The sequence below is a fragment of the Pseudomonas sp. FYR_7 genome (genome assembly GCF_043106155.1).
In the GTDB taxonomy this organism is placed as follows: Bacteria; Pseudomonadota; Gammaproteobacteria; order Pseudomonadales; family Pseudomonadaceae; genus Aquipseudomonas; species Aquipseudomonas parafulva_B.
The window spans coordinates 49520-67676 of record NZ_JBICMI010000033.1 but is presented as its reverse complement, the minus strand read 5'-3'; the positions used below and the strand labels follow the sequence as shown (position 1 = coordinate 67676).

Below are 18157 nucleotides of genomic sequence, written 5' to 3'. Positions count from 1 at the left end.
TTCACGGGCAATTACCTCAGAGGCAGTGAAAAAATCATATAGCTGGCTAATAATTAGGTCCAATATATTGTTCGACCTAATTAAGACGTTTCACGACCTATGAGGTGGGTGATGGAGCTGCGCCATCTACGCTATTTCGTCGCGGTTGCCGAAGAGTTGCACTTCGGCCGGGCAGCCCAGCAACTGGGCATCTCGCAGCCGCCACTTAGCCAACAGATCCTTGCGCTCGAGCAGGAACTCGGTGCGCGGCTGTTCGAGCGGACCAACCGCCGTGTCGAGCTCAGCGAGGCCGGGCGACTGTTTCTGGAAGAGGCTCGCCAGGTGTTGGCGCAGGTCGAAAAGGCCGCCGATGTCGCCCGCCGCGCACAGTTGGGTGAACTGGGTGAAATGAAGATCGGCTTCACATCCTCGGCCCCGTTCACATCGAAAATTCCCAAGGCGATTCATGCGTTCCGGCAGCGCTTTCCAGCCGTGCATTTGAACCTCATGGAAATGAGCAGCCGCGAAGTGGCGCAGGGCGTGTTCGACGAGTCCATCGAAGTGGGGCTGATGCGACCCATGCCGCTGGCCGACGGCCTGGTTGCGACCGAGCTGTTTCGTGAGCCCTTGGTGGCAGTGATCAACGCCTCCCATGCGCTGGCCAACGGCGCCGAGCAGGGTGTGCACCTAGCAGCGCTGGCCCACGAGCCTTTCGTTTTCTTTCCACGCAGCTACGGCAGTGGTTTGTACGCGCAGTTACTGGATCTGGCGCGCCAGGCGGGTTTCAGTCCCCATTTCGCGCAGGAAGCAGGGGAGGCCATGACCATCATCGGCCTGGTGTCGGCGGGGCTTGGGGTGTCGGTGCTGCCGGCGTCCTATCAGCGCATGCGCATCGAGGGCGTGGTGTACCGCACCTTGCTGGACGAGCAGGCCACCTCGGCGGTCTGGCTGGTACAGCGCCAGTGCCGCAGGTCGGCGATGGCCGAGGCATTTGCCGAGCTGCTCACCGGGCAGGTTCAGGGATGAAACCTGCCCGGTGAGCGCGGAGAGTCATCAGTTGACGCGGGCCAGGTCACCCTTGAGCGCAACACCGGCAATCACTGCACCGGCGTGGCATTCGTAGGTGGAAGCGTCCTTGCGCTCGTTGCGCTTGTAGTAGCTGGCGATGTTCGTCACGGCATTGGCGTTTGCCTTGCGAGCAGCGTCCTGCAAGGTCAGCAACGCGGATTGCAGGGCCCACTCACAGGCAGCCTCGTCACTCTTGTTGAAGGCGTTGGTTTTCTTGTTGGTGACCGAGTTGGGGCTGATCACGGTGACCTTGCCGCGCGGCTTTACGCCGGCCAGGTAGAATTTGACCGAGCCATCGAGCTTCTTCTCGGCGAGCATCTGCTGCACCACCTTTTCGAACGGCAGGTACAGCGCTGTGTCGCGAGCCTGGCTCATGCCGGGTAGGGCAGCGAGCAGCAGGGCGGTGGCGGCGGTCAGGGTTTTCAAGCGCATCGGGGTCTTCCTTGGTCAGTGGTTGGATGAGGCGTTGCTGCGTTGCAGAAGCTGATCGGCGGACAGTGCGTTGAGCTGGCGCACGATGCTGCGGTCCAGGTTGTAGACCCAGCGGTTGTAGTTGCGGTGGATCTTGCCGTCGTCATAGCCCAGTTCGCGGCTATCGCGGTAATCGATGCGGAACTGGCTGGCGCTGTAGTGAATATCCACGGCGGCGTAGAAGGTATTGCGCACGGTGATGTCGGCCTGAATGACCGAGGCGCCCACCGAACGGGCCGTCCAGCCACGCTCGACGATGGCCTTGAGGATCGCCTGCTGGACCTGCTGCTGGGTGTAAGGGGTGGCAGCAGCCAGTTGTTCCGAGGGGTTGAGCACCGGCTTGGAGGTACAACCGGCAAGGCCGGCCAGTACCAGCCCTAGTGCAGCGGCGCGTAGCAGTGAGGACATTCCTTGCGCTCCTATCGAGGGTCAGGGCCAGCGGCGGAAGATCAGCGACGTGTTGACCCCGCCGAAGGCAAAATTGTTGTTCATCACGAACCCGTGGCTCATGTGGCGGAACTCACCACGCAGGTAGTCCAGTTCGCCGCAGCGAGGGTCTACCGCGTCCAGGTTCAGCGTGTGCACATAGCGGTCGCTGTTCATCATTTCGATGCTGAACCAGGACTCCAGCGCACCGCACGCTCCCAGGGTATGGCCCAGGAAGCTCTTCTGCGAACTGAGGGGCATGCGTGGGCCAAACAGGCTGCTGGTGGCCAGGGTTTCGGCGATGTCGCCTTGCTCGGTCGCGGTGCCATGGCCGTTCACATAGCCAATCGCCTCCGGTGCCAGGCCTGCGTCTTCGAGCGCCAGTTCCATGGCCCGGCGCATGGTCGACTGTTCGGGTCGGGTCGTGTGCTGGCCGTCGGCGTTGCTGCCGAAACCGATGATTTCGGCATGAATCTTCGCGCCTCGCGCCCGTGCATGCTCAAGCTCTTCGAGCACCAGCATGCCGGCGCCTTCGCCGATCACCAGGCCATCCCTGCCGCAGTCGTAGGGGCGCGGGCTGAGGTGCGGCGTGTCGTTCTTGAGGCTGGTGGCATAGAGCGCGTCGAAGACCATGGCCTCGGTGGGGCACAGTTCTTCGGCACCGCCGGCCAGCATCATCGGCAAGCGCCCGTACTTGATGGCTTCATAGGCATAACCAATGCCTTGGCTGCCGCTGGTGCAGGCACTGGACGTGGGGATCAGGCGCCCGGTCAGGCCGAAGAAAATGCTGATGTTGGCGGCGGTCGTGTGCGGCATCATGCGCACATAGGAATTGGCGTTGAGCCCGTCGGCCACCGAGTTGAGCAGCATGTTGCCGAACGCCTTGATCTCGTCGGTACTGCCGGTGGATGAGCCGCAGGCAACGCCCATGCGGCCATCGCGAATGCTCGGGTCGCCGAGCAAGCCTGCATCGGCGAGGGCCTGTTCGGCAGCGCCAACGGCCAGGCGCGACACCCGGCCCATGCTGCGAAGCTGCTTGCGCGTCCAGTGCGCCGGGACCTTGAAATCATCGACGGGCCCGGCCAGGCGCGTGTTCATTTCCTCGAAGCGGTCCCACTCGTCCATGCGGCGGATACCACTGCGTTGGCTGGCGAAATGACCGGCAATGGTTGCCCAGTCGTTGCCCAGCGAGGTGATGCCGGCCATGCCGGTGACGACCACGCGGCGCATCAGCACAGCCCCCCGTTGACCGCCAGCACTTGGCGGGTGATGTAGCTGGCCTCCGGCGACATGAGGAAGTTGACGGCGCCTGCTACCTCTTCAGCGGTGCCCATGCGCCCGGCAGGGATCATCTTCATCAGTTCGTCCACCGGCACATGTTCGTCGAGCATGGCCGTGTCGATCAGCCCGGGCGCTACGCAGTTGACGGTGATGCGCCGCTTGCCCAGTTCGATTGCCAAGGCCTTGGCCGCCCCGATCAGGCCCGCCTTCGAAGCGCTGTAGTTGACCTGCCCGCGGTTGCCGATGAGCCCTGAAACCGAGGTGATGCAGACGATGCGGCCCGGCGCGCGGCGGCGGATCATGGGCATGGTCAGTGGCTGCAGCACATTGTAGAAACCGTCCAGGTTGGTCCGCAGCACCTGGTCCCAATCCTCGTCGGTCAGCGCGGGGAAAGCGCCATCGCGGGTCAGGCCGGCATTGCACACCACGCCGTAGTAAGCACCGTGCGCCTCCACGTCGGCTTCGAGCGCCAAGCGGCAGGCGGCGCGTTCGCCGATGTCGAACTGCAATACGCGCGCCTGCTGCCCCAGAGCACGCACTTGATCGGCCACCACGTCGGCTTCGGACCGGCCGCTGCGGCAATGCAGTACCAGGTCGTAACCCGAACGTGCCAGGCGCAGGGCGATGGCACGGCCGATTCCACGGCTCGAACCGGTCACCAGGATGGTATCAGTCATGAAAGGGGCTCCTCAGGGCCCGCTTCGGCCAGGTAGCTGGCCGCTTGCGGCGGGCGGTACACATTCAGGCGGGCGGTGGCGTGGATGCCGGGGCCGCGCAGGTGACATTCGAAAACGCCCATGCCGTTCTCGTCTTCGAGCGAGCGTTGGGCGTGGACATGCAATTGGGCGCCGGCCGGGAAAGACTCGACATCGCACGTGTACTTGCGGGCACCGAGCAAAAACCCCAGCTCGACGGCCTGGCCATTGCGTCGCGCCCGGCAACCGGCGTAGGCGGCGACGCTCTGGGCCATCAGCTCGATGCCGAACCAGGCCGGCAGGCTGCCATCGGCGCGATTGAACAGTGCGCCGGGCCGTACGGTGGTACGGGTGCTGATCTGCTCCTCGTCACAGTGCTCGATGTGATCGATCAGGATCATGTCGCCAGCATGGGGCAGCAGCTCGGCCAGGGGCCAGGTGATCATGCGATGTCTCCAAGAATCAGGCTGACGTTGTTGCCGCCGAAGGCGAACGAGTTGCTCATCAGTCGGCGTGGGCCATGGGCTGCCAGGCGCTGGCTGCCGTCGACCAGGGTCAGTTCAGGCAGGGCAGGGTCGGGCTGGCCGTCCCACAGGTGCGGCGGCAGCAAGCCCAACGGGTTGTGCCTGCTCAGGCTCAGCCAGCAGAACGCCGCCTCGAGCGCACCGGCAGCGCCCAGGGTATGGCCCGTCATCGGCTTGCTGGATGAGCACGGTAGGCCGGCGCCGAACAGGGTATCGACGGCCAGGCTTTCCATGGCGTCGTTATGGGGCGTGGCGGTGCCGTGCAGGTTCAGGTAATGGATGTGCGCGGGCTCAAGCCCGGCATTGTCCAGCGCTTTGCCCATGCACTGCAAGGCACCGGCGCCAGTTGGGTCGGGCGCGGAGATGTGGTGGGCGTCGGAACTGGCGCCTGCGCCGAGCAGGGCGATGCGCTCGCCGTGCGCTTCAGGCGCGCGGGTCATCAAGAACAAGGCGGCAGCCTCGCCGATATTGATGCCATCGCGGTTGGCCGAGAACGGATTGCAGCGGCGGTCGCTGATCGCCTCCAGGGCGCTGAACCCGTTGAGCGTGAGGTGACAGAGGCTGTCCACCCCACCGCACAACACCGCATCGCATACGCCCAGGTCCAGCAGACGCCGAGCGCTCAGCAGCGCGCGGCCGCTGGAGGTGCACGCGGTTGAAATCACATAGGCCGGCCCGCCGAGTTGCAGCCAGTCGGCGAGAAAGTCAGCCGGCGCGCTCAACACTTGCTGGGCATAGTGATAATCGGCCGGGAAGTGATCGCTCGCCAGGAAGTGGCCAATGGCGGCACTGCCTTCGGCGATGCCCGAGGTGCTGGTACCCAGGACCACCCCGACACGGTGGGCACCGTATTGCGTGATCGCCTGGCGCAGGGCGGGCTCGATCTGCAGCGCGGCGGCGTACAACAGCTGATTGTTGCGGCTGTGCTGCTCCGGCAAGGGGACGGCTGGCAGCGGCTGCGTCACGGCGCCCACCGGAGGCTGGCGCTCGGGAATCCAGCCTGGGGCGGGCCGCATCCCTGAACAGTCGCCGGCAAACAGGCGTGCGGCGACGTCGGCCTGGCCATGGCCCAGGGTGCAGATCAGGCCCAGGGCATTGAGGTAGGCGGTCATGGTGTGTGCTCACGGGGCAGGGGGTCGATTACATAGCGCAGGCCTTGGTCCAGGTGCAAGTCAAACGCGTGGGCCGTGCGGTAGGTTACCCGCCAGCGCGCGCCCAGCCAACGCTGCCCCTGCTGCTCCCGGGCCTGGGGATACAACCGGGCCAGCTGGTCCTGTGGCGTGAGGGCGAACAGCACGGCGGCGAACAACTCGCGGGCCGCCGGGTTAGGTGGCAGCAAGCCGTCGGCCTGCCATTGCTGGCCGTCCAGCACTTGCCGCGCCTGGGGAATACCCAGCAGGTCGAGCAGCGACCAGCGCAGACGGCCGCCCTCGTCCTGGATCACCAGTAGCCAGTCCTGGCGCTGCCCGGCCTGGGTGCGCTCAACATGCAGTTGCTGCGGCAGGGCAAGCGCCGGAAGGGATGCGGGCAGTGGTGCCCTGGCGGCGCAGGCACCAAGCATCAGGCAAAGGGCAAGCGCCATCCAGGGTTTCATGCGTGCTCCAGGGGCTTGCGAGCCACTACATTGACCAGCGTTTCATCGCGTTCGCCGACCGGTGGAGGCTTGCGCAGGCCCAGGCGCTCCAGCAGGCCGAAGTCCTTGGCCCGGCTCCACCACAGGTAGGGATAGGACACGTTGTCGGGCCCGAACGCGAACCCCTGCACGCGCAGCATGTGCAGATAGCCCTCGGCGCTTTTCTGCACGTGCATGGGGTGACGGAAGAACCAGCGAATGACCCAGGTATCGATATAGGCTTGCGTGGATTCGGCGAACAGCAGGTAGCCGCCCGGTTTAAGTACGCGGTAGAACTCGGCCAGGGCCTTTTCCTGCTCGACCAGGTGATGGAAGGTCTGGTGGCAGAACAGTACATCGATGCTGGCATCGGGGTAGGGCAGGCTGGCGCAGTCACCGCCTGACAACTCCACCTCGATACCGAGGCGCTTGGCCTCGGCTGCGCTGAGGTCGAGGCTGTGCGGATCGGCGTCGGTGCCCAGCAGCCTGGAGGGGGCGAATACCCGCTGCAGGTGCTTGAACGACTTGCCCTGCCCGCAGCCGGCATCGAGCAGAACCGGCGCCTGGGGAAGGGCGCCTGCGAAGAGCCGGGCGAGGTCATCGATTGCCACCCGCAGCACGTGATGCTGCCAGGTGTGGCTGCTCAGGAAGCGAAACCCGATGCGGGTTTCTTCCACATAAGTCTCGCTCAGGAACGGGCGCTGGGTCATGGGGTGTCCCTTGCGCACAGTTCGGCCAGGGTACGCAGCCGGCGCCGCGGCTCGGCGACGAACGGGTTACGTGTATCCCAGGCATACCCGGCCAGTATGGAGCTGATCATGGCGCGAATCTCCGGTGAGCTGCCGGGGTGATAGATCACATCCTGGAAACTGCCGTCGTACCAGCCTTCCACGTACACACGGAAGGTATCGACGCCACGCTGCAGCGGCTCGGCAAACGCGCTCTGCCAGTCCACTGCCTCCCCTTGCAGCTGGCGGTGCAGCAGGCCGGCAGCCATGCTGGCAGAGCGCATGGCGATGGTGACACCGGAGGAGAACACCGGGTCAAGGAATTCCGCTGCATTGCCCAGCAGGGCGTAGCCCGGCCCATGCAGCGCCTTCACGTTGGCCGAATAGCCGCCGATGGTGCGAGCCGGGGTGTCCCAGACTGCATTGGCCAGCACCTTGGCCAGGCCAGGCGCTTGCGCCACGAAGTGCTTCAGGCACGCATCGAGGTCGTCAGGGGCAGCGGCAAAGCGCTCAGCGGCGGCCACTACCCCCAACGAGGTGCGGCCATCACTGAAGGGAATGGTCCAGAACCAGACGTCACGGTACTCGGGGTGGGTGGTGATGAGGATCTTGTCGCGATCGAAGCCGGGGTGGTCGATGCGGTCTTCGATGTGCGTGAAGACCGCTTTGCGCACTGGGAAAGCGGACGGGGCTTCAAGGTCCAGCAGGCGCGGCAGCACGCGGCCGTAGCCGCTGGCATCCAGGACGAACTGGGCCTGGAGCAGGTACTCGCTGCCATCGGGCCGGCGCACCACCACCTGCGGCTGTGGCCCGCCCATGTCGGCGCTGACAACTTCATGCTCGTAGCGGATTTCCACGCCCTGAGCCTGGGCCTGGTCGGCCAGTATCTGGTCGAAGCGGGCACGCTGCACCTGGAAGGTGCTGGTCTTGCCTGGCGTGAAGGTCTGCCCGAAGTCGAAGGCGGTGTATTCGTCGCCCCAGGCGAATGCAGCGCCATTCTTGTACTGGAAACCTGCCGCCTGCACGGCGTCCAGCATGCCCGCCTCTTCGACGAAGTCCAGACAGTGCGTCAGCAGGCTTTCGCCGATGGAAAAACGCGGGAAACGCTGACGCTCGATCACCAGTACGTCGTGCCCGCTGCGCTTGAGCAAGGCCGCCGCGATGGCGCCGGAAGGCCCGGCACCGATGACCAGGACCTCGCGTTGTTGGGTTTCAAGGTTTGGCATGCGGGCTCCTTGCCATGGGTTCTGTGTTGAGTGGAAGGCGATGAAGGCCAGCCAGCGCCGGCATCAGGGTGGCGACCAGGCTCATCAGCATGAGCGCGAAGTACACCGCTGGGGTGATCAACTGCTGGGAAAGCAGCAGGTTGAGGAAAACGATTTCACTGAGGCCGCGAATGTTCAGCAGCAGGCTCTCGCGCCATTTGCCGGCAGCGCCGGGCGACGGAGCAGCCCAGCACAGGCCCAGCCAGTTGCCCAGCAACTTGCTGACGATCGGAAGCACCAGCAGGGCAACTAGCTGCCACGCGTCCAACTGCCCCAAGGCTTGATGGGCATCGATCTGCACCACGCCGTAAGTCAGGATCATGGGTACCGCCAAACCCTGCTGCACGCGGCGGTTGTACCGCTCTGGCAGCGGCAATGCCGCCGCGACCTTGAGCCAGGCCAGGCACGCCAGATAGCCAACCCCCAGCACCAGTGCGTTGAGCGTGTAGTGTTCGGCAATGAACAACAGCACCAGGAACAACGCGCCATACAGCGAAGGCGCACGCAAACCCAGTGCGTGCAACGGCCACGGCAGCAGTGCCGCCAGTAGCGGCAAGGCCAGTGTGCCGGGGTCTAGGCTGCCCTGGCCTACCCCTAGCAACAGCCAGCATGCCAGGTCGATCAGGATGGCAGCCTGCAACAACCGCCGGCTGGCCGCCGGGGGATAACCGATTGCCTGGAGATACAGGTAGAGCACCGGTATGGCGGTGATCGCGAACACCAGCCCCAGTGCCAGTGCACCGACACCGCTCAGCCCTATCACCCAGAAGGCACAGGCGATACCGCAGGCGAACGGCAGCAGGAAACTGGGCACGGCAAGTTTCAGCGCCTGGCGGTCCGGGCGCAGCGCCAGCACGTCGATCAGAATGTGGCCGAGCAACAGGGCGAAACTACCGCCGTAGAGCGTTTTTACCCATGCCGGTGCGATCAGCGCAGTGCCCTCCAAGCGCCAATGCGGCGTCACCCACAGGCCCATCGAGGCAGGGAGCACCAGTGTTGCCAGCAACAGATGGCTGACGATCGGGATCAACCCGAGGCGCTTGCCCAGCCTGCTGGCCAGGGTGAAGAGCGCCAGCGCCAGCGCCCAGAAGATAACGATCATCATGAGCGGTCGTGCGCTCCCTCGCGGGGCGCTGCCCAAGGCGCCAGCAGGAAGCTGAACACCAGCCCCAGGCTCACCGCCACGCCAAAGTTGCTGACGGCCGGCGTGCTGGACAGTGCCAGCAGGCCGAACGACAGCCATGTGGTCAACGCAGCCAGCAGGGTTCCGAGCAGGCTCACCGCGGCGCCGCCGATGCGCTCATGCATGAGGATGGCGTAGTCGACGCTGATGGCTGTCACCAGCAGTAGCCCGAACAGGCTGAACAGTGTCAACGGCTCGCCCAGCCAGCCGAGGCTCGCCAGGCTGCACAGTGCAGCCAGCAGCGGCAAGGCCACGATGCGCAAAGAGCCCCGCAACCCGAAAGGCACGGCCAGCAGCATCAAAATCAACGCGCACGAAAGCAGTTTGAGCTCCGCTGCGCTGACCTGAGTGGCGGCGAACAACTGGTTCAGCTCGCCGAGACGATCAACCAGCTGTACACCGGGCAGGTCCTGCGTCTGCAACCGCAACAGGGCGGCGTCAGACAAGCCTTGCAGGCTGACGATGGCAGCAACGCCGTCACCTGCGCTGCCCAGCCACAAGGGTCGCCATGCCTCGCCCAATGGGCCTGCCAGCACGTCGTCGATGCGCTGCAGTGGCAGTGCGCGCAGTTGCGCGACTTCAGCGTCAAGGGCCGCTTGGGGAACGCCGAGCGCCAGCAGAGGCTGCCAATGCTCCGGTAGCGCAGCCAAGGCCTCGCGCACCTGTGCTTGCTCGGCAGGGGTAGCGACCAGTTGGCCGAGGCTCATGTAGCCCTTGAGCTTGTCCAGCGCCACCAACTCGTCCAGCTTGGCCCCCAGCTGCTGGGTGCGTTCGAGCAATTGCTGCTGGTCGGCAGCCCGCACCAGGTAGAACTGGCTGGTGGGCTGGTAACCGGTGATGCGTGCTACTGCCTGGGCTTGCTGCAACAGCTGCGGCGGCGTGCCCACCCATTGGCGGATATCGTTGTGGGTCTGCAGGTGCCAGAGGCCGCTGGCGCAGAACAGCAGTAGCAGGGCCAGCAACGCTGCGCTCGGCACTTTGCGCAGCAATGCCTTACGCCAGCGGGTGAGCGCCTGGGCGATACGCATCGGCCAATCCGCGGGTTGCAGTTGAGCCTTGGTCAGTAGGGCCGGAACCAGGCACACCGCACCAAGGTAGGCGCCCATCAGACCAGCGGCGGAGAAAACGGCAATCTGGGTCAGCGCCGGGAAAGGGGTGAAGGCCAATGCCAGATAGCCGATGCAACTGGTGGCCAGGCTCAGGCTCATGCCTGGCAGGGTCAGGCGCACGGCCGTCCAGCTTTGCCAGGGCTTGAGGCTCCAGCTCTTGGTCAGATAATGCAGCGGATAGTCAATCGCGACGCCGATCAGGCTGGAGCCCAGGACCAGGGTCATGACATGCATCTGGCCGAACACTGCCACGCACACCACTGAGCCAAACAGCATGCCGACCAGCACGGGCACGAACGCCAGCAGCGCGCGCACGCTGCGTAGGGCCAGCAATAGCAACAGCAAGATACCCAGTGTTGCCCCGCCGCCTACCCAGGTGATCTCCCGGCTGGCTTGCTGCTGGCCGGCGGCGGCGTGCAGCAGGCCGCTGGCGGCCAGCAACCGCGCATCGACGGCGCTTGCCTGCACACGCCCCTGGGCCAGCAAATCCGCCACCTGTAGGGGCAGATGCATGTCGAAGGCATTGCCCAGGGTGCGCGCGCGCACCAGCACCCAGTAATACCCTTCGGCCTGGGCAATCAAGGCACCGCTGGCGGTGTCCAGTTCCACGTTCGCGGGCTTGGGCTGGGCATTCTGGATGCGCCCGGTCAGCCCTAACCAGTCGTCCTGGCCCGGCACCAGGCTGAACCCCGCAAAAGGGTCGACCAGGCTCTGGACGCGCTGCGCCACGAAGGCGTCCGGCTGCTGCTGCAATTGTTGCCGGTCAGATGCCGGCAGCATGGCCAGGCGACCTTTGAGCAACTGGTCTCGCACCGCCTGCAGGTCGGTGTCCAGGCTCCACTGCACCTTTTCGAACAGGCCACTGGCCTGCCACTGATTCGCCAACCGTTGTGCCAGCGCCACTGCCTGTGGTCGCTGAGCGTGGCCGACCAGAAGCAGCAACTCGCGGTTCAGTGGCTCCTGCATCCGCTGCTCGGCCTGTTGCACCAGAGGATCCTGGGTCGCGCCGGGCACCAGCGCCATCAAGTCGGCAGACAAGGGCGCGCCGCGGTGCCACTGCCAGCCGGCCACGGCCAGCATGATCAGCAGCACGAAGACGAACAGGCGTGGCAACTGGCGTTCAGTCGGCAAAGTCACTGCGCTCCATGTCGCTCAGCTCGGCCGCGCCGGTGCTTTCAGGCAGGCGCAATACCGTGCTGTCGCCTTGGGTCTCGCTCAGCTCGATGCGCTGCACGAAACGCCCACCGCTGATGTCGATGCGGCTGAAGATTTGCTTGAGCAGCAACGAGCGTGGGGTCAGACGCAGCTGCCACTGGGTTGCATCGCCGCTCAACGCCAGTTCGAAATCACGCTGCAGCCCGGTGCTGTCACCTTGCAGCACGGCAAAGAACAGCTGGTTTTGCTGCGCACCGGCGCTGCGGCTTGGCAGCACTTGCCAGCCGCTCGGGTCGCGCCGGGCAATGCCCTGGGCGTCGATCCGGTAGTTCTGACGCAGGGGGGTATGCAGCATCCAGAGCAGGCCATGATCACGGGCAAGCACGAACTCACCCTCGCTCAGCAAGGGCTGGGGCAGGGCACGCAGGTGTTTTTCCTGAATGAATAAGCCCTTGACCACCGCAGGTGCGCTGAGCTGGCGTTGCAGGTCGTCCAAGTCGAAGGCTGCGCTCAAGGGGCTGACGATCAGCACCGCCAGCGTTGCCAGCACGCGGGCCAGCCGTTTTAGCGCAGGGGTCATGGCAACACCTGCTGCACGGCATCGAGCATGGCCTGCGGCGAGGCCAGCTGCATCTCGCCACTGTCGATGTGCACGGCCACCTGAACCGTACTGGCACGGGTCATGCGCTCCCCGGTCACGGCATCGCTGATCAGGTAATGCAGCTTCAGGCGGTTTTCCCATTCCACCAGGCTGGCCCTCACATTCAGGCGCTGGCCGAACGTCGCGCCGCGCATGTAGCGCAGCTGCAGGTCGATCACCGGCCATGCATAGCCGCTGGCCTGCATCTGCACATAGTTGTGCGCCAGGCGGTCGAGCAGGGCGCATCGTGCCACTTCCAGGTACTTCACATAATGGCCATGCCAGACCACATGCATGCTGTCGACATCGAAAAACGGCACGATGACCTCGGTGTCGACGTGGAAAACGCCAGGGTTACGCATGCAGCCTCCAGTGACGTTGACCGATGCGCACCAGGCAGTGGCGCAGGTCGCCTTCAAGTGCGCGGTCTTCGATGACCGGCGCGAACTCCTGCAGCAACGCCTCATGCATCTGCGCCAGCGCAGGGGGCAACGCGTGTGCCTGAGCCTGCTGGCTGCGCAACCAGACGCCCTGATTGGCGGCCAGCAGTGCCGCGGCGGCGACTTGCTCGGTCAGCTCCAGGACCCGCAGGGCATCGCGGGCGGCGATGGTGCCCATGCTCACCTTGTCCTGGTTGTGGCATTCGGTTGAGCGCGAAAACACGCTGGCGGGCATGGTCTGCTTGAGCGCTTCGGCGGTCCACGCGCTGGCCCCGATCTGCACAGCCTTGAACCCATGGTTGATCATGGCGCGCTCGGCCGGTGCGCCCGACAGGTTGCTCGGCAGGCCGTGGTTGTAACGCACATCCACCGCCAGCGCGAGCTGTCGGTCGAGCAGGTCGGCCACGTTGGCGACGAGGGTTTTCAGGCTGTCCATGGCAAAGGCGATGTGCCCGCCGTAGAAATGCCCACCGTGCAGCACGCGCTCGGCATCACCGTCGATGATCGGGTTGTCGTTGGCGCTGTTGAGCTCGGTCTCGATGAAACCGCGCAACCAGCCCAGGCTGTCGGCCAGCACCCCCAGGACATGGGGCGCGCAGCGTAGCGAATAGCGGTCCTGCAGGCGGTGCAAGGGCGGCAGGGGGGCGTCGATCGCCAGGTCCTGGCGCAGCCAGGCGGCGACCTGCGCCTGGCCAGGGTGCGGCTTGGCGGCGAACAGGCGCTCGTCGAAGTGCTCGGGGTTGCCTTGCAAGGCAACCACGTTTAATGCAGTGATCCGGGTTGCCAGGTGCAGAAGATAATCGGCGCGGGCAAATGCCAGGCACGCAAGGCCGGTCATCACTGCCGTGCCGTTCATCAGGGCCAGGGCTTCCTTGGGCCTGAGCACCAGGGGCTGCCAGCCCAGTTCGCGGTGCACGTCGGCGCTGCGGCGGCGTTGACCCTGGAACATCACCTCGCGCTCGCCCGAGAGCGTCGCGGCTACGTAGGACAGCGGGGTAAGGTCGCCACTGGCGCCTACCGAACCTTCTTCGGGGATCAGCGGCAGGATGTCGTGGGCAATGAAGTCGCGCAGGCGCTCGAGCAGTTCCAGGCGAACACCCGATACGCCGTGGCTGAGTGAACGCAGGCGTGCAGCCAGCACTGCGCGAGTGGCCGAGGCGTCCAGCAGCTTGCCGAGGCCGCAACCGTGGAAGGTGTAGAGGTGGCGTGGCAGCGCCTCGACGTGTTCAAGCGGCACGGCCACGACACAGGAGTCACCGTAGCCGGTGGTCACGCCGTAGATCACCCCTTCCTTGTCGAGCAGGGTGTCGAGAAAGCGCGCCCCGCGGGCAATGCGCTCGCGGTAGGCAGCATCGTCCTGCAGGTGTGCCATGGCACGGCCCTCGGCCAGCGCCACGACGTCTTCGATAGCCAGCGGCGATTCGCCGAACGTGACAGGTTCATGCGCTTGCATCGTCATCGGTCTTCCAGAAAGGGTAGAAATTGAACCACTGCAGGGGTGCGCGCGTGCAGTAGTGGCCCAGGCGATCGGCGTAGCGGGCGGCCCATTGGGCGATGACTTGATCGCGCTGGCCACGTCGCCATTGCAGGCGTTCGGCAAAGGGCTCGAGGGTGACGTGATAGCGGCCGTCGTGCTTGAGGCAGAACAGCAGGTTGAGCGGGCATTCGAGCATGCCCGCCAGTAACCATGGGCCCTGGGGGAAGGCGGCGCGATGGCCTAGAAAGTCCACCTCGACAGTGCGCCCGCCATGCAGCGGCACGCGATCCCCAGCGATGGCCAGCCATTCACCACGCTCCAGGCGTTCGGACAGTTGCAGCATCACCGCAGGGTCCAGCTCGCTGACCTGGATCAGTCGCAGATTGGTGGCTCCCGCCTCGCCCAGCAGGCGGTTGAAGCGCTCGGCATGGCGGGTGTGCACCAGCACGTTCATGGTCACCTGCTCGCCGATTTCGGCCAGGGCCCGGCAGACTTCCAGGTTGCCCAGGTGGGCACCCACCAGCATCTGCCCGCGAGCGCCGCGCAGTTGCTGACGCAAGCCGGCCGGGTCGTGGATTTCGATATCCTCGATGCGCAGCTTGCCGTTCCACACGTCAAGCTTGTCTAGCAGGGCCTCGGCAAAGGCCATGAACTGACGAAAGACCTGCCATGAGCTGGGGGCAGGCGTCTGCCCGGCGTTCCATTGGTGCAAGCGTTGCTGGTACTGCCACGCGCTGCGGCGGGCGCGGCGACCGAACAGGAAGAAGTAGGCGACGATCAGGTGGATCAATGGGCTGAGCACACGGCGGCCAAGCAACCGTACCAGGGTGGCGGTCAACTTCATCAGCCAGAAGCTGCCCCGCTCCTGGTGGTCGGCCCAGTGCTGCGACGGTGTGCTCATGACTGCCACCGACGCCAGAGGATTGCAGGTGCTCGCACCAGCATGCCGAAGAACAGCTTGGCGTGCATCTTGGAGATCAGTGCGTTGTCGTGGACCAGGCGAAAATGCGACAGGCCATCCTGTGGATAATGTACCCGCGTCGGCAACCAGCGCATCGGTTGGTTGCGCCAGGCCAGGCGCACGAGAACTTCCGGGTCGAAGTCCATGCGCTTGCCAAGGCGCACGTTGTCGATCAGGGCCAGCGTGGCTGGCAGCGGATAGACCCGAAACCCGCACATGGAATCGGGAATCTGCAGCGACAGGCTGTTGATCCACACCCAGACGTGGGTCAGGTAACGCGCGTACAGCCGCCCTTTGGGCACACTGGCGTCGTACTGTGGATACCCGCACACCAGTGCCTGGGGGGCATGACGGGAATGCTCCAGAAACGTCTGCACATCGCCCAGGTCGTGCTGGCCATCGGCATCGACCTGCAACGCATGGCTGAAGCCCAGTCGCGCCGCCTCGCGCAGGCCGGCCATGACTGCACCGCCCTTGCCCTGATTGACAGGCAGGGTGACCAGGAACACATCCCTCTGTTCGGCCAGCCGGGCGAGTACCTGCGCGCAGCCTGCATCGCTGGCATCGTCGACCAGCACGCAGGGCAGGCCCGCGCGCAGCAAATCGTCCACGACCGCCGGGACGGCCTGTTCGTGGTTGTAGACCGGGATCACCGCGCAGGGCTTATGCACAGGCGTTCTCCAACAGAACCCGGCCGCTCGAACACGGTTGACCGGCACAGGTGAAGGCGAAGTAAAGCTTGCCGCGTGACGTGTCCAGGCGAAGGCTCAGCGCCAGCTCATCGCCGGGCCGCACCAACTGCTGGAACTTGAGCACCTCCATGCCAGCAAAGCGCAGCGGCGACTCGGTCAGCTCAGCGGCCAGCGCGACGGCCCAGTCGATCTGGACCACACCGGGCAACACCGGCGTGCGGGGAAAATGCCCTGGGAAACAGGCAAGGTCCAGGGGCACGCCGAGCTTGAGCTGGAGCTCGTCACCTTCGCGGTGCTGCTCCAGCACATGCGGGGCCATGCTGCGAGGCGCCAGCAGCAATGCCTGCAGCGCAGCCTGGGTCAGCTTGCCCTGGTTGTTGAGCGGCAAGTGCTGCACCAAGCGCCAACGGCGTGGCAGTGCCAGCGCCTCGCAGTGGCCTGCCAGGTGGCTGCGCAGGGCCTCGACCAAGGCCCGCCGCCCCTGGTTGCGCAGGGCGTGCAGGCCTGCGGGGGTCGGCACCAGCACGGCGCCTAGGCTGGCCCGGCCGTTTTCGATCATGCCAAGACGTGCTTCAGACACCCATGGATGCGTGCACAAGGCCTGTTCGAGCATGGGGAGCGAAATTCGTTTTTCTTCGAGCTTGACGATCCGATCCAGTCGCCCCAGCAAGCGAAAGCGCCCGTCGGACGAGAATTCGACGGCGTCAGCGCTGTGTTCCACATGCCCCGCTGGGAGGTAGGGCGAGGCGATGCACAGCGCCCCCTGGTCATTTTGGCTAAGCTGTACACCGGCAAACGGCTGCCACAACGACTGCCCCTGGCGCCAGGCGATCCCGCCGGTCTCCGAGCTGCCGAGGATCTCTGCTGGCCATTGGCCCAGCCGCTGGTGCAGGCGCTCGGCTGCATCGGCGGGCAACTCACCGCCCGACGAGAACACCTTGCGCACCGGTTGCAGGGCTGGCCAGTCGAGGTTTTCGCCCATGCGCTTGAGCAGCGCCGGGCTGGCGACCCAGGCAAAGGCCGGGTGGGCGCGGCTGGCCCGTTGCAGGTCCTCGGGGAACGGCAATTGGCGGCGCTCGAACCCGCGCCCGGCGCACAAGGGCCACAGCACGCGGAACAGAAGGCCGTAGATGTGCTGGGTAGCGACGCTGCCGATGATCCAGGCAGGGCCTAGAGCCTTGCCCCACAGGTGCTCCAGCGCATTCACCTCGCTGGCCAGTTGCGTGACCTGCTTGTCGATGCGCTTGGGCTCGCCGCTTGACCCGGAGGTACACAGGCTGATGCGGCACCGGGCCAGGTCCAGAATGGCAGGTGGCAAGGGCGTGTCCAGCAAGCTGTTGGGCGATGTGTCCTCAGCCAGATCCGTGAGCCACAGGTCTACGTGGGCATTCCAGCGCTCGCGGGTGGCCGGTTGCAGGTCGGCCGGCAGCAAGACCTCGACCTCGGCCCGCCATGCACCGAGCAGGACGGCGGCCAGTTGCGCGGCGTCCTCCAGGTGCACCGCCAGTCGGCGAACACTCCGCGCATGCAGGCCACCGGCCAGGCGCAGCGCCTGCTGGCTCAGTTCGGCGTGGTCCAGGGCGGGGGCTTGGGTCACCTGGCGCGGCGCATCCAGCGGCAGCAGCAGGTGTTCGAGGTTGATCCAGTTCATGAGCGTCCTCGCACACGTTGTCTAATCAGCCATTCGAGGGCGAACAGCACGCCCATCGCGGCATAGGCGATCACGCCGTTGTAGAGCGTCCACCAGCCCAACGGCGCCCACAGCGTAAGGGCGGCCGCGATCAGGCCGTTGATCAGGAAGAACAGGCACCAGGCCTGGGTGACCTGCCGGGTATAACGCACAGCGCGCGGCGGCAGCGCCGGGTCGCTCAAGCGTGCCAGGCGTTCGGCCACCGGCATGCCGTGCACCAGGCTGCTACCGAACAGCCCCAGCATGAAGGTACTGATGAGCACCGGATACCAACGCAGCAGTGCCTGGCTGTCCGATAGCCCCAGCAGCCCACAGAACGCCAGGGCGGCGATTGCCATCCACAGGCTGCCGGGCCGGCGAGGCGCGCTCAGCGCACGTGCCAGCCAGAGGCCGCCGAGCAGCAGGCCAAATTGCCAGGGGGCGTAGTGCGCCATGCCGAAATGCACGGCGAACGGATACAGCAGCCCGGCGATCAGCAGGCCGGCGCCGATCAGTCGCTTCATGCCGCCGGGTTCACCAGGCGGAACACAGCCTCGACCACGTCGTTGACGGTACGCACCGACTTGAACTCGTCAGCGGCGATCTTCTTGCCTGTCTGGCGCTTGATGTGATCGATCAGGTCGACGGCGTCAATGCTGTCGATCTCCAGATCCTGGTAGAGGTTGGCGTCCAGGCTAATGCGCTCAGGCTCGAGCTCGAATAATTCGACCAGGGCGTCGCGCAGAATGTTGAAGATGTCTTCACGGGTTTGCATGATGCGG

The 18157-nt window shown here is 65.3% G+C and carries 20 protein-coding genes; 1 reads left to right on the top strand and 19 read right to left on the bottom strand.

The window, feature by feature from the left end; genetic code table 11:
- Positions 1 to 111: 111 nt before the first annotated feature.
- Positions 112 to 1005: a LysR family transcriptional regulator gene (locus ACF8R3_RS08260; RefSeq protein ID WP_058602927.1), complete on the top strand. Its 894-nt coding sequence runs from the start codon at positions 112 to 114 to the stop codon at positions 1003 to 1005.
- A 27-nt stretch (positions 1006 to 1032) separates the two neighbouring features.
- Here ACF8R3_RS08260 and ACF8R3_RS08255 read toward each other — a convergent pair whose 3' ends face one another.
- The 19 genes from ACF8R3_RS08255 to ACF8R3_RS08165 are packed head-to-tail and all read right to left on the bottom strand — an operon-like array spanning position 1033 to position 18150.
- Complete coding sequence (locus ACF8R3_RS08255; protein WP_196185531.1) at positions 1033 to 1479, bottom strand: excinuclease; 447 nt, start codon at positions 1477 to 1479, stop codon at positions 1033 to 1035.
- Positions 1480 to 1494: 15 nt separating this feature from the next.
- Entirely contained in the window at positions 1495 to 1926 is a 432-nt protein-coding gene (locus ACF8R3_RS08250) for a hypothetical protein (protein ID WP_058638111.1), read from the bottom strand.
- 21 nt (positions 1927 to 1947) lie between these two features.
- Positions 1948 to 3174, bottom strand: coding sequence for a beta-ketoacyl-ACP synthase (locus ACF8R3_RS08245; protein ID WP_392515430.1), 1227 nt, complete (start codon positions 3172 to 3174; stop codon positions 1948 to 1950).
- Entirely contained in the window at positions 3174 to 3902 is a 729-nt protein-coding gene (gene fabG / locus ACF8R3_RS08240) for a 3-oxoacyl-ACP reductase FabG (protein ID WP_058602930.1), read from the bottom strand. Before fabG ends, ACF8R3_RS08245 begins: the two co-directional genes overlap by 1 nt.
- Positions 3899 to 4366, bottom strand: a complete 468-nt coding sequence (locus ACF8R3_RS08235) for a hotdog family protein (protein ID WP_023532704.1) — start codon at positions 4364 to 4366, stop codon at positions 3899 to 3901. The genes fabG and ACF8R3_RS08235 overlap by 4 nt, the downstream gene beginning before the upstream one ends.
- The gene (locus ACF8R3_RS08230; protein WP_196185533.1) at positions 4363 to 5556 is read right to left on the bottom strand and encodes a beta-ketoacyl-[acyl-carrier-protein] synthase family protein; all 1194 of its coding nucleotides are present in this window, start codon (positions 5554 to 5556) and stop codon (positions 4363 to 4365) included. Before ACF8R3_RS08230 ends, ACF8R3_RS08235 begins: the two co-directional genes overlap by 4 nt.
- A complete protein-coding gene (locus ACF8R3_RS08225; protein WP_182138603.1) occupies positions 5553 to 6038 on the bottom strand; it encodes a hypothetical protein in 486 nt (161 codons plus the stop codon). The genes ACF8R3_RS08230 and ACF8R3_RS08225 overlap by 4 nt, the downstream gene beginning before the upstream one ends.
- Positions 6035 to 6766, bottom strand: a complete 732-nt coding sequence (locus ACF8R3_RS08220) for a class I SAM-dependent methyltransferase (RefSeq protein ID WP_058602933.1) — start codon at positions 6764 to 6766, stop codon at positions 6035 to 6037. Before ACF8R3_RS08220 ends, ACF8R3_RS08225 begins: the two co-directional genes overlap by 4 nt.
- Positions 6763 to 8010, bottom strand: coding sequence for an NAD(P)/FAD-dependent oxidoreductase (locus ACF8R3_RS08215; RefSeq protein ID WP_392515427.1), 1248 nt, complete (start codon positions 8008 to 8010; stop codon positions 6763 to 6765). The genes ACF8R3_RS08220 and ACF8R3_RS08215 overlap by 4 nt, the downstream gene beginning before the upstream one ends.
- The gene (locus ACF8R3_RS08210; protein ID WP_326383312.1) at positions 7997 to 9154 is read right to left on the bottom strand and encodes a sodium:proton antiporter; all 1158 of its coding nucleotides are present in this window, start codon (positions 9152 to 9154) and stop codon (positions 7997 to 7999) included. Before ACF8R3_RS08210 ends, ACF8R3_RS08215 begins: the two co-directional genes overlap by 14 nt.
- Positions 9151 to 11472: a hypothetical protein gene (locus ACF8R3_RS08205; protein WP_326383348.1), complete on the bottom strand. Its 2322-nt coding sequence runs from the start codon at positions 11470 to 11472 to the stop codon at positions 9151 to 9153. The genes ACF8R3_RS08210 and ACF8R3_RS08205 overlap by 4 nt, the downstream gene beginning before the upstream one ends.
- Positions 11462 to 12076 carry an outer membrane lipoprotein carrier protein LolA gene (locus ACF8R3_RS08200; protein WP_392475087.1) on the bottom strand — a complete coding sequence of 205 codons (615 nt, stop codon included), beginning with the start codon at positions 12074 to 12076 and terminating at the stop codon, positions 11462 to 11464. The genes ACF8R3_RS08205 and ACF8R3_RS08200 overlap by 11 nt, the downstream gene beginning before the upstream one ends.
- Entirely contained in the window at positions 12073 to 12498 is a 426-nt protein-coding gene (locus ACF8R3_RS08195) for an acyl-CoA thioesterase (protein ID WP_326383311.1), read from the bottom strand. The genes ACF8R3_RS08200 and ACF8R3_RS08195 overlap by 4 nt, the downstream gene beginning before the upstream one ends.
- On the bottom strand, positions 12491 to 14035 hold the full coding sequence (gene hutH, locus ACF8R3_RS08190) for a histidine ammonia-lyase (RefSeq protein ID WP_392475086.1): 1545 nt from the start codon (positions 14033 to 14035) through the stop codon (positions 12491 to 12493). Before hutH ends, ACF8R3_RS08195 begins: the two co-directional genes overlap by 8 nt.
- The gene (locus tag ACF8R3_RS08185; RefSeq protein ID WP_100852412.1) at positions 14016 to 14954 is read right to left on the bottom strand and encodes a glycosyl transferase; all 939 of its coding nucleotides are present in this window, start codon (positions 14952 to 14954) and stop codon (positions 14016 to 14018) included. The genes hutH and ACF8R3_RS08185 overlap by 20 nt, the downstream gene beginning before the upstream one ends.
- Complete coding sequence (locus ACF8R3_RS08180) at positions 14951 to 15685, bottom strand: glycosyltransferase family 2 protein (RefSeq protein ID WP_197844106.1); 735 nt, start codon at positions 15683 to 15685, stop codon at positions 14951 to 14953. The genes ACF8R3_RS08185 and ACF8R3_RS08180 overlap by 4 nt, the downstream gene beginning before the upstream one ends.
- Positions 15678 to 17357 carry an AMP-binding protein gene (locus ACF8R3_RS08175; protein ID WP_326383310.1) on the bottom strand — a complete coding sequence of 560 codons (1680 nt, stop codon included), beginning with the start codon at positions 17355 to 17357 and terminating at the stop codon, positions 15678 to 15680. Before ACF8R3_RS08175 ends, ACF8R3_RS08180 begins: the two co-directional genes overlap by 8 nt.
- Positions 17354 to 17899, bottom strand: a complete 546-nt coding sequence (locus ACF8R3_RS08170) for a hypothetical protein (protein ID WP_196185543.1) — start codon at positions 17897 to 17899, stop codon at positions 17354 to 17356. Before ACF8R3_RS08170 ends, ACF8R3_RS08175 begins: the two co-directional genes overlap by 4 nt.
- Positions 17896 to 18150: an acyl carrier protein gene (locus ACF8R3_RS08165; RefSeq protein WP_023532695.1), complete on the bottom strand. Its 255-nt coding sequence runs from the start codon at positions 18148 to 18150 to the stop codon at positions 17896 to 17898. Before ACF8R3_RS08165 ends, ACF8R3_RS08170 begins: the two co-directional genes overlap by 4 nt.
- Between the last annotated feature and the right edge of the window lie 7 nt (positions 18151 to 18157).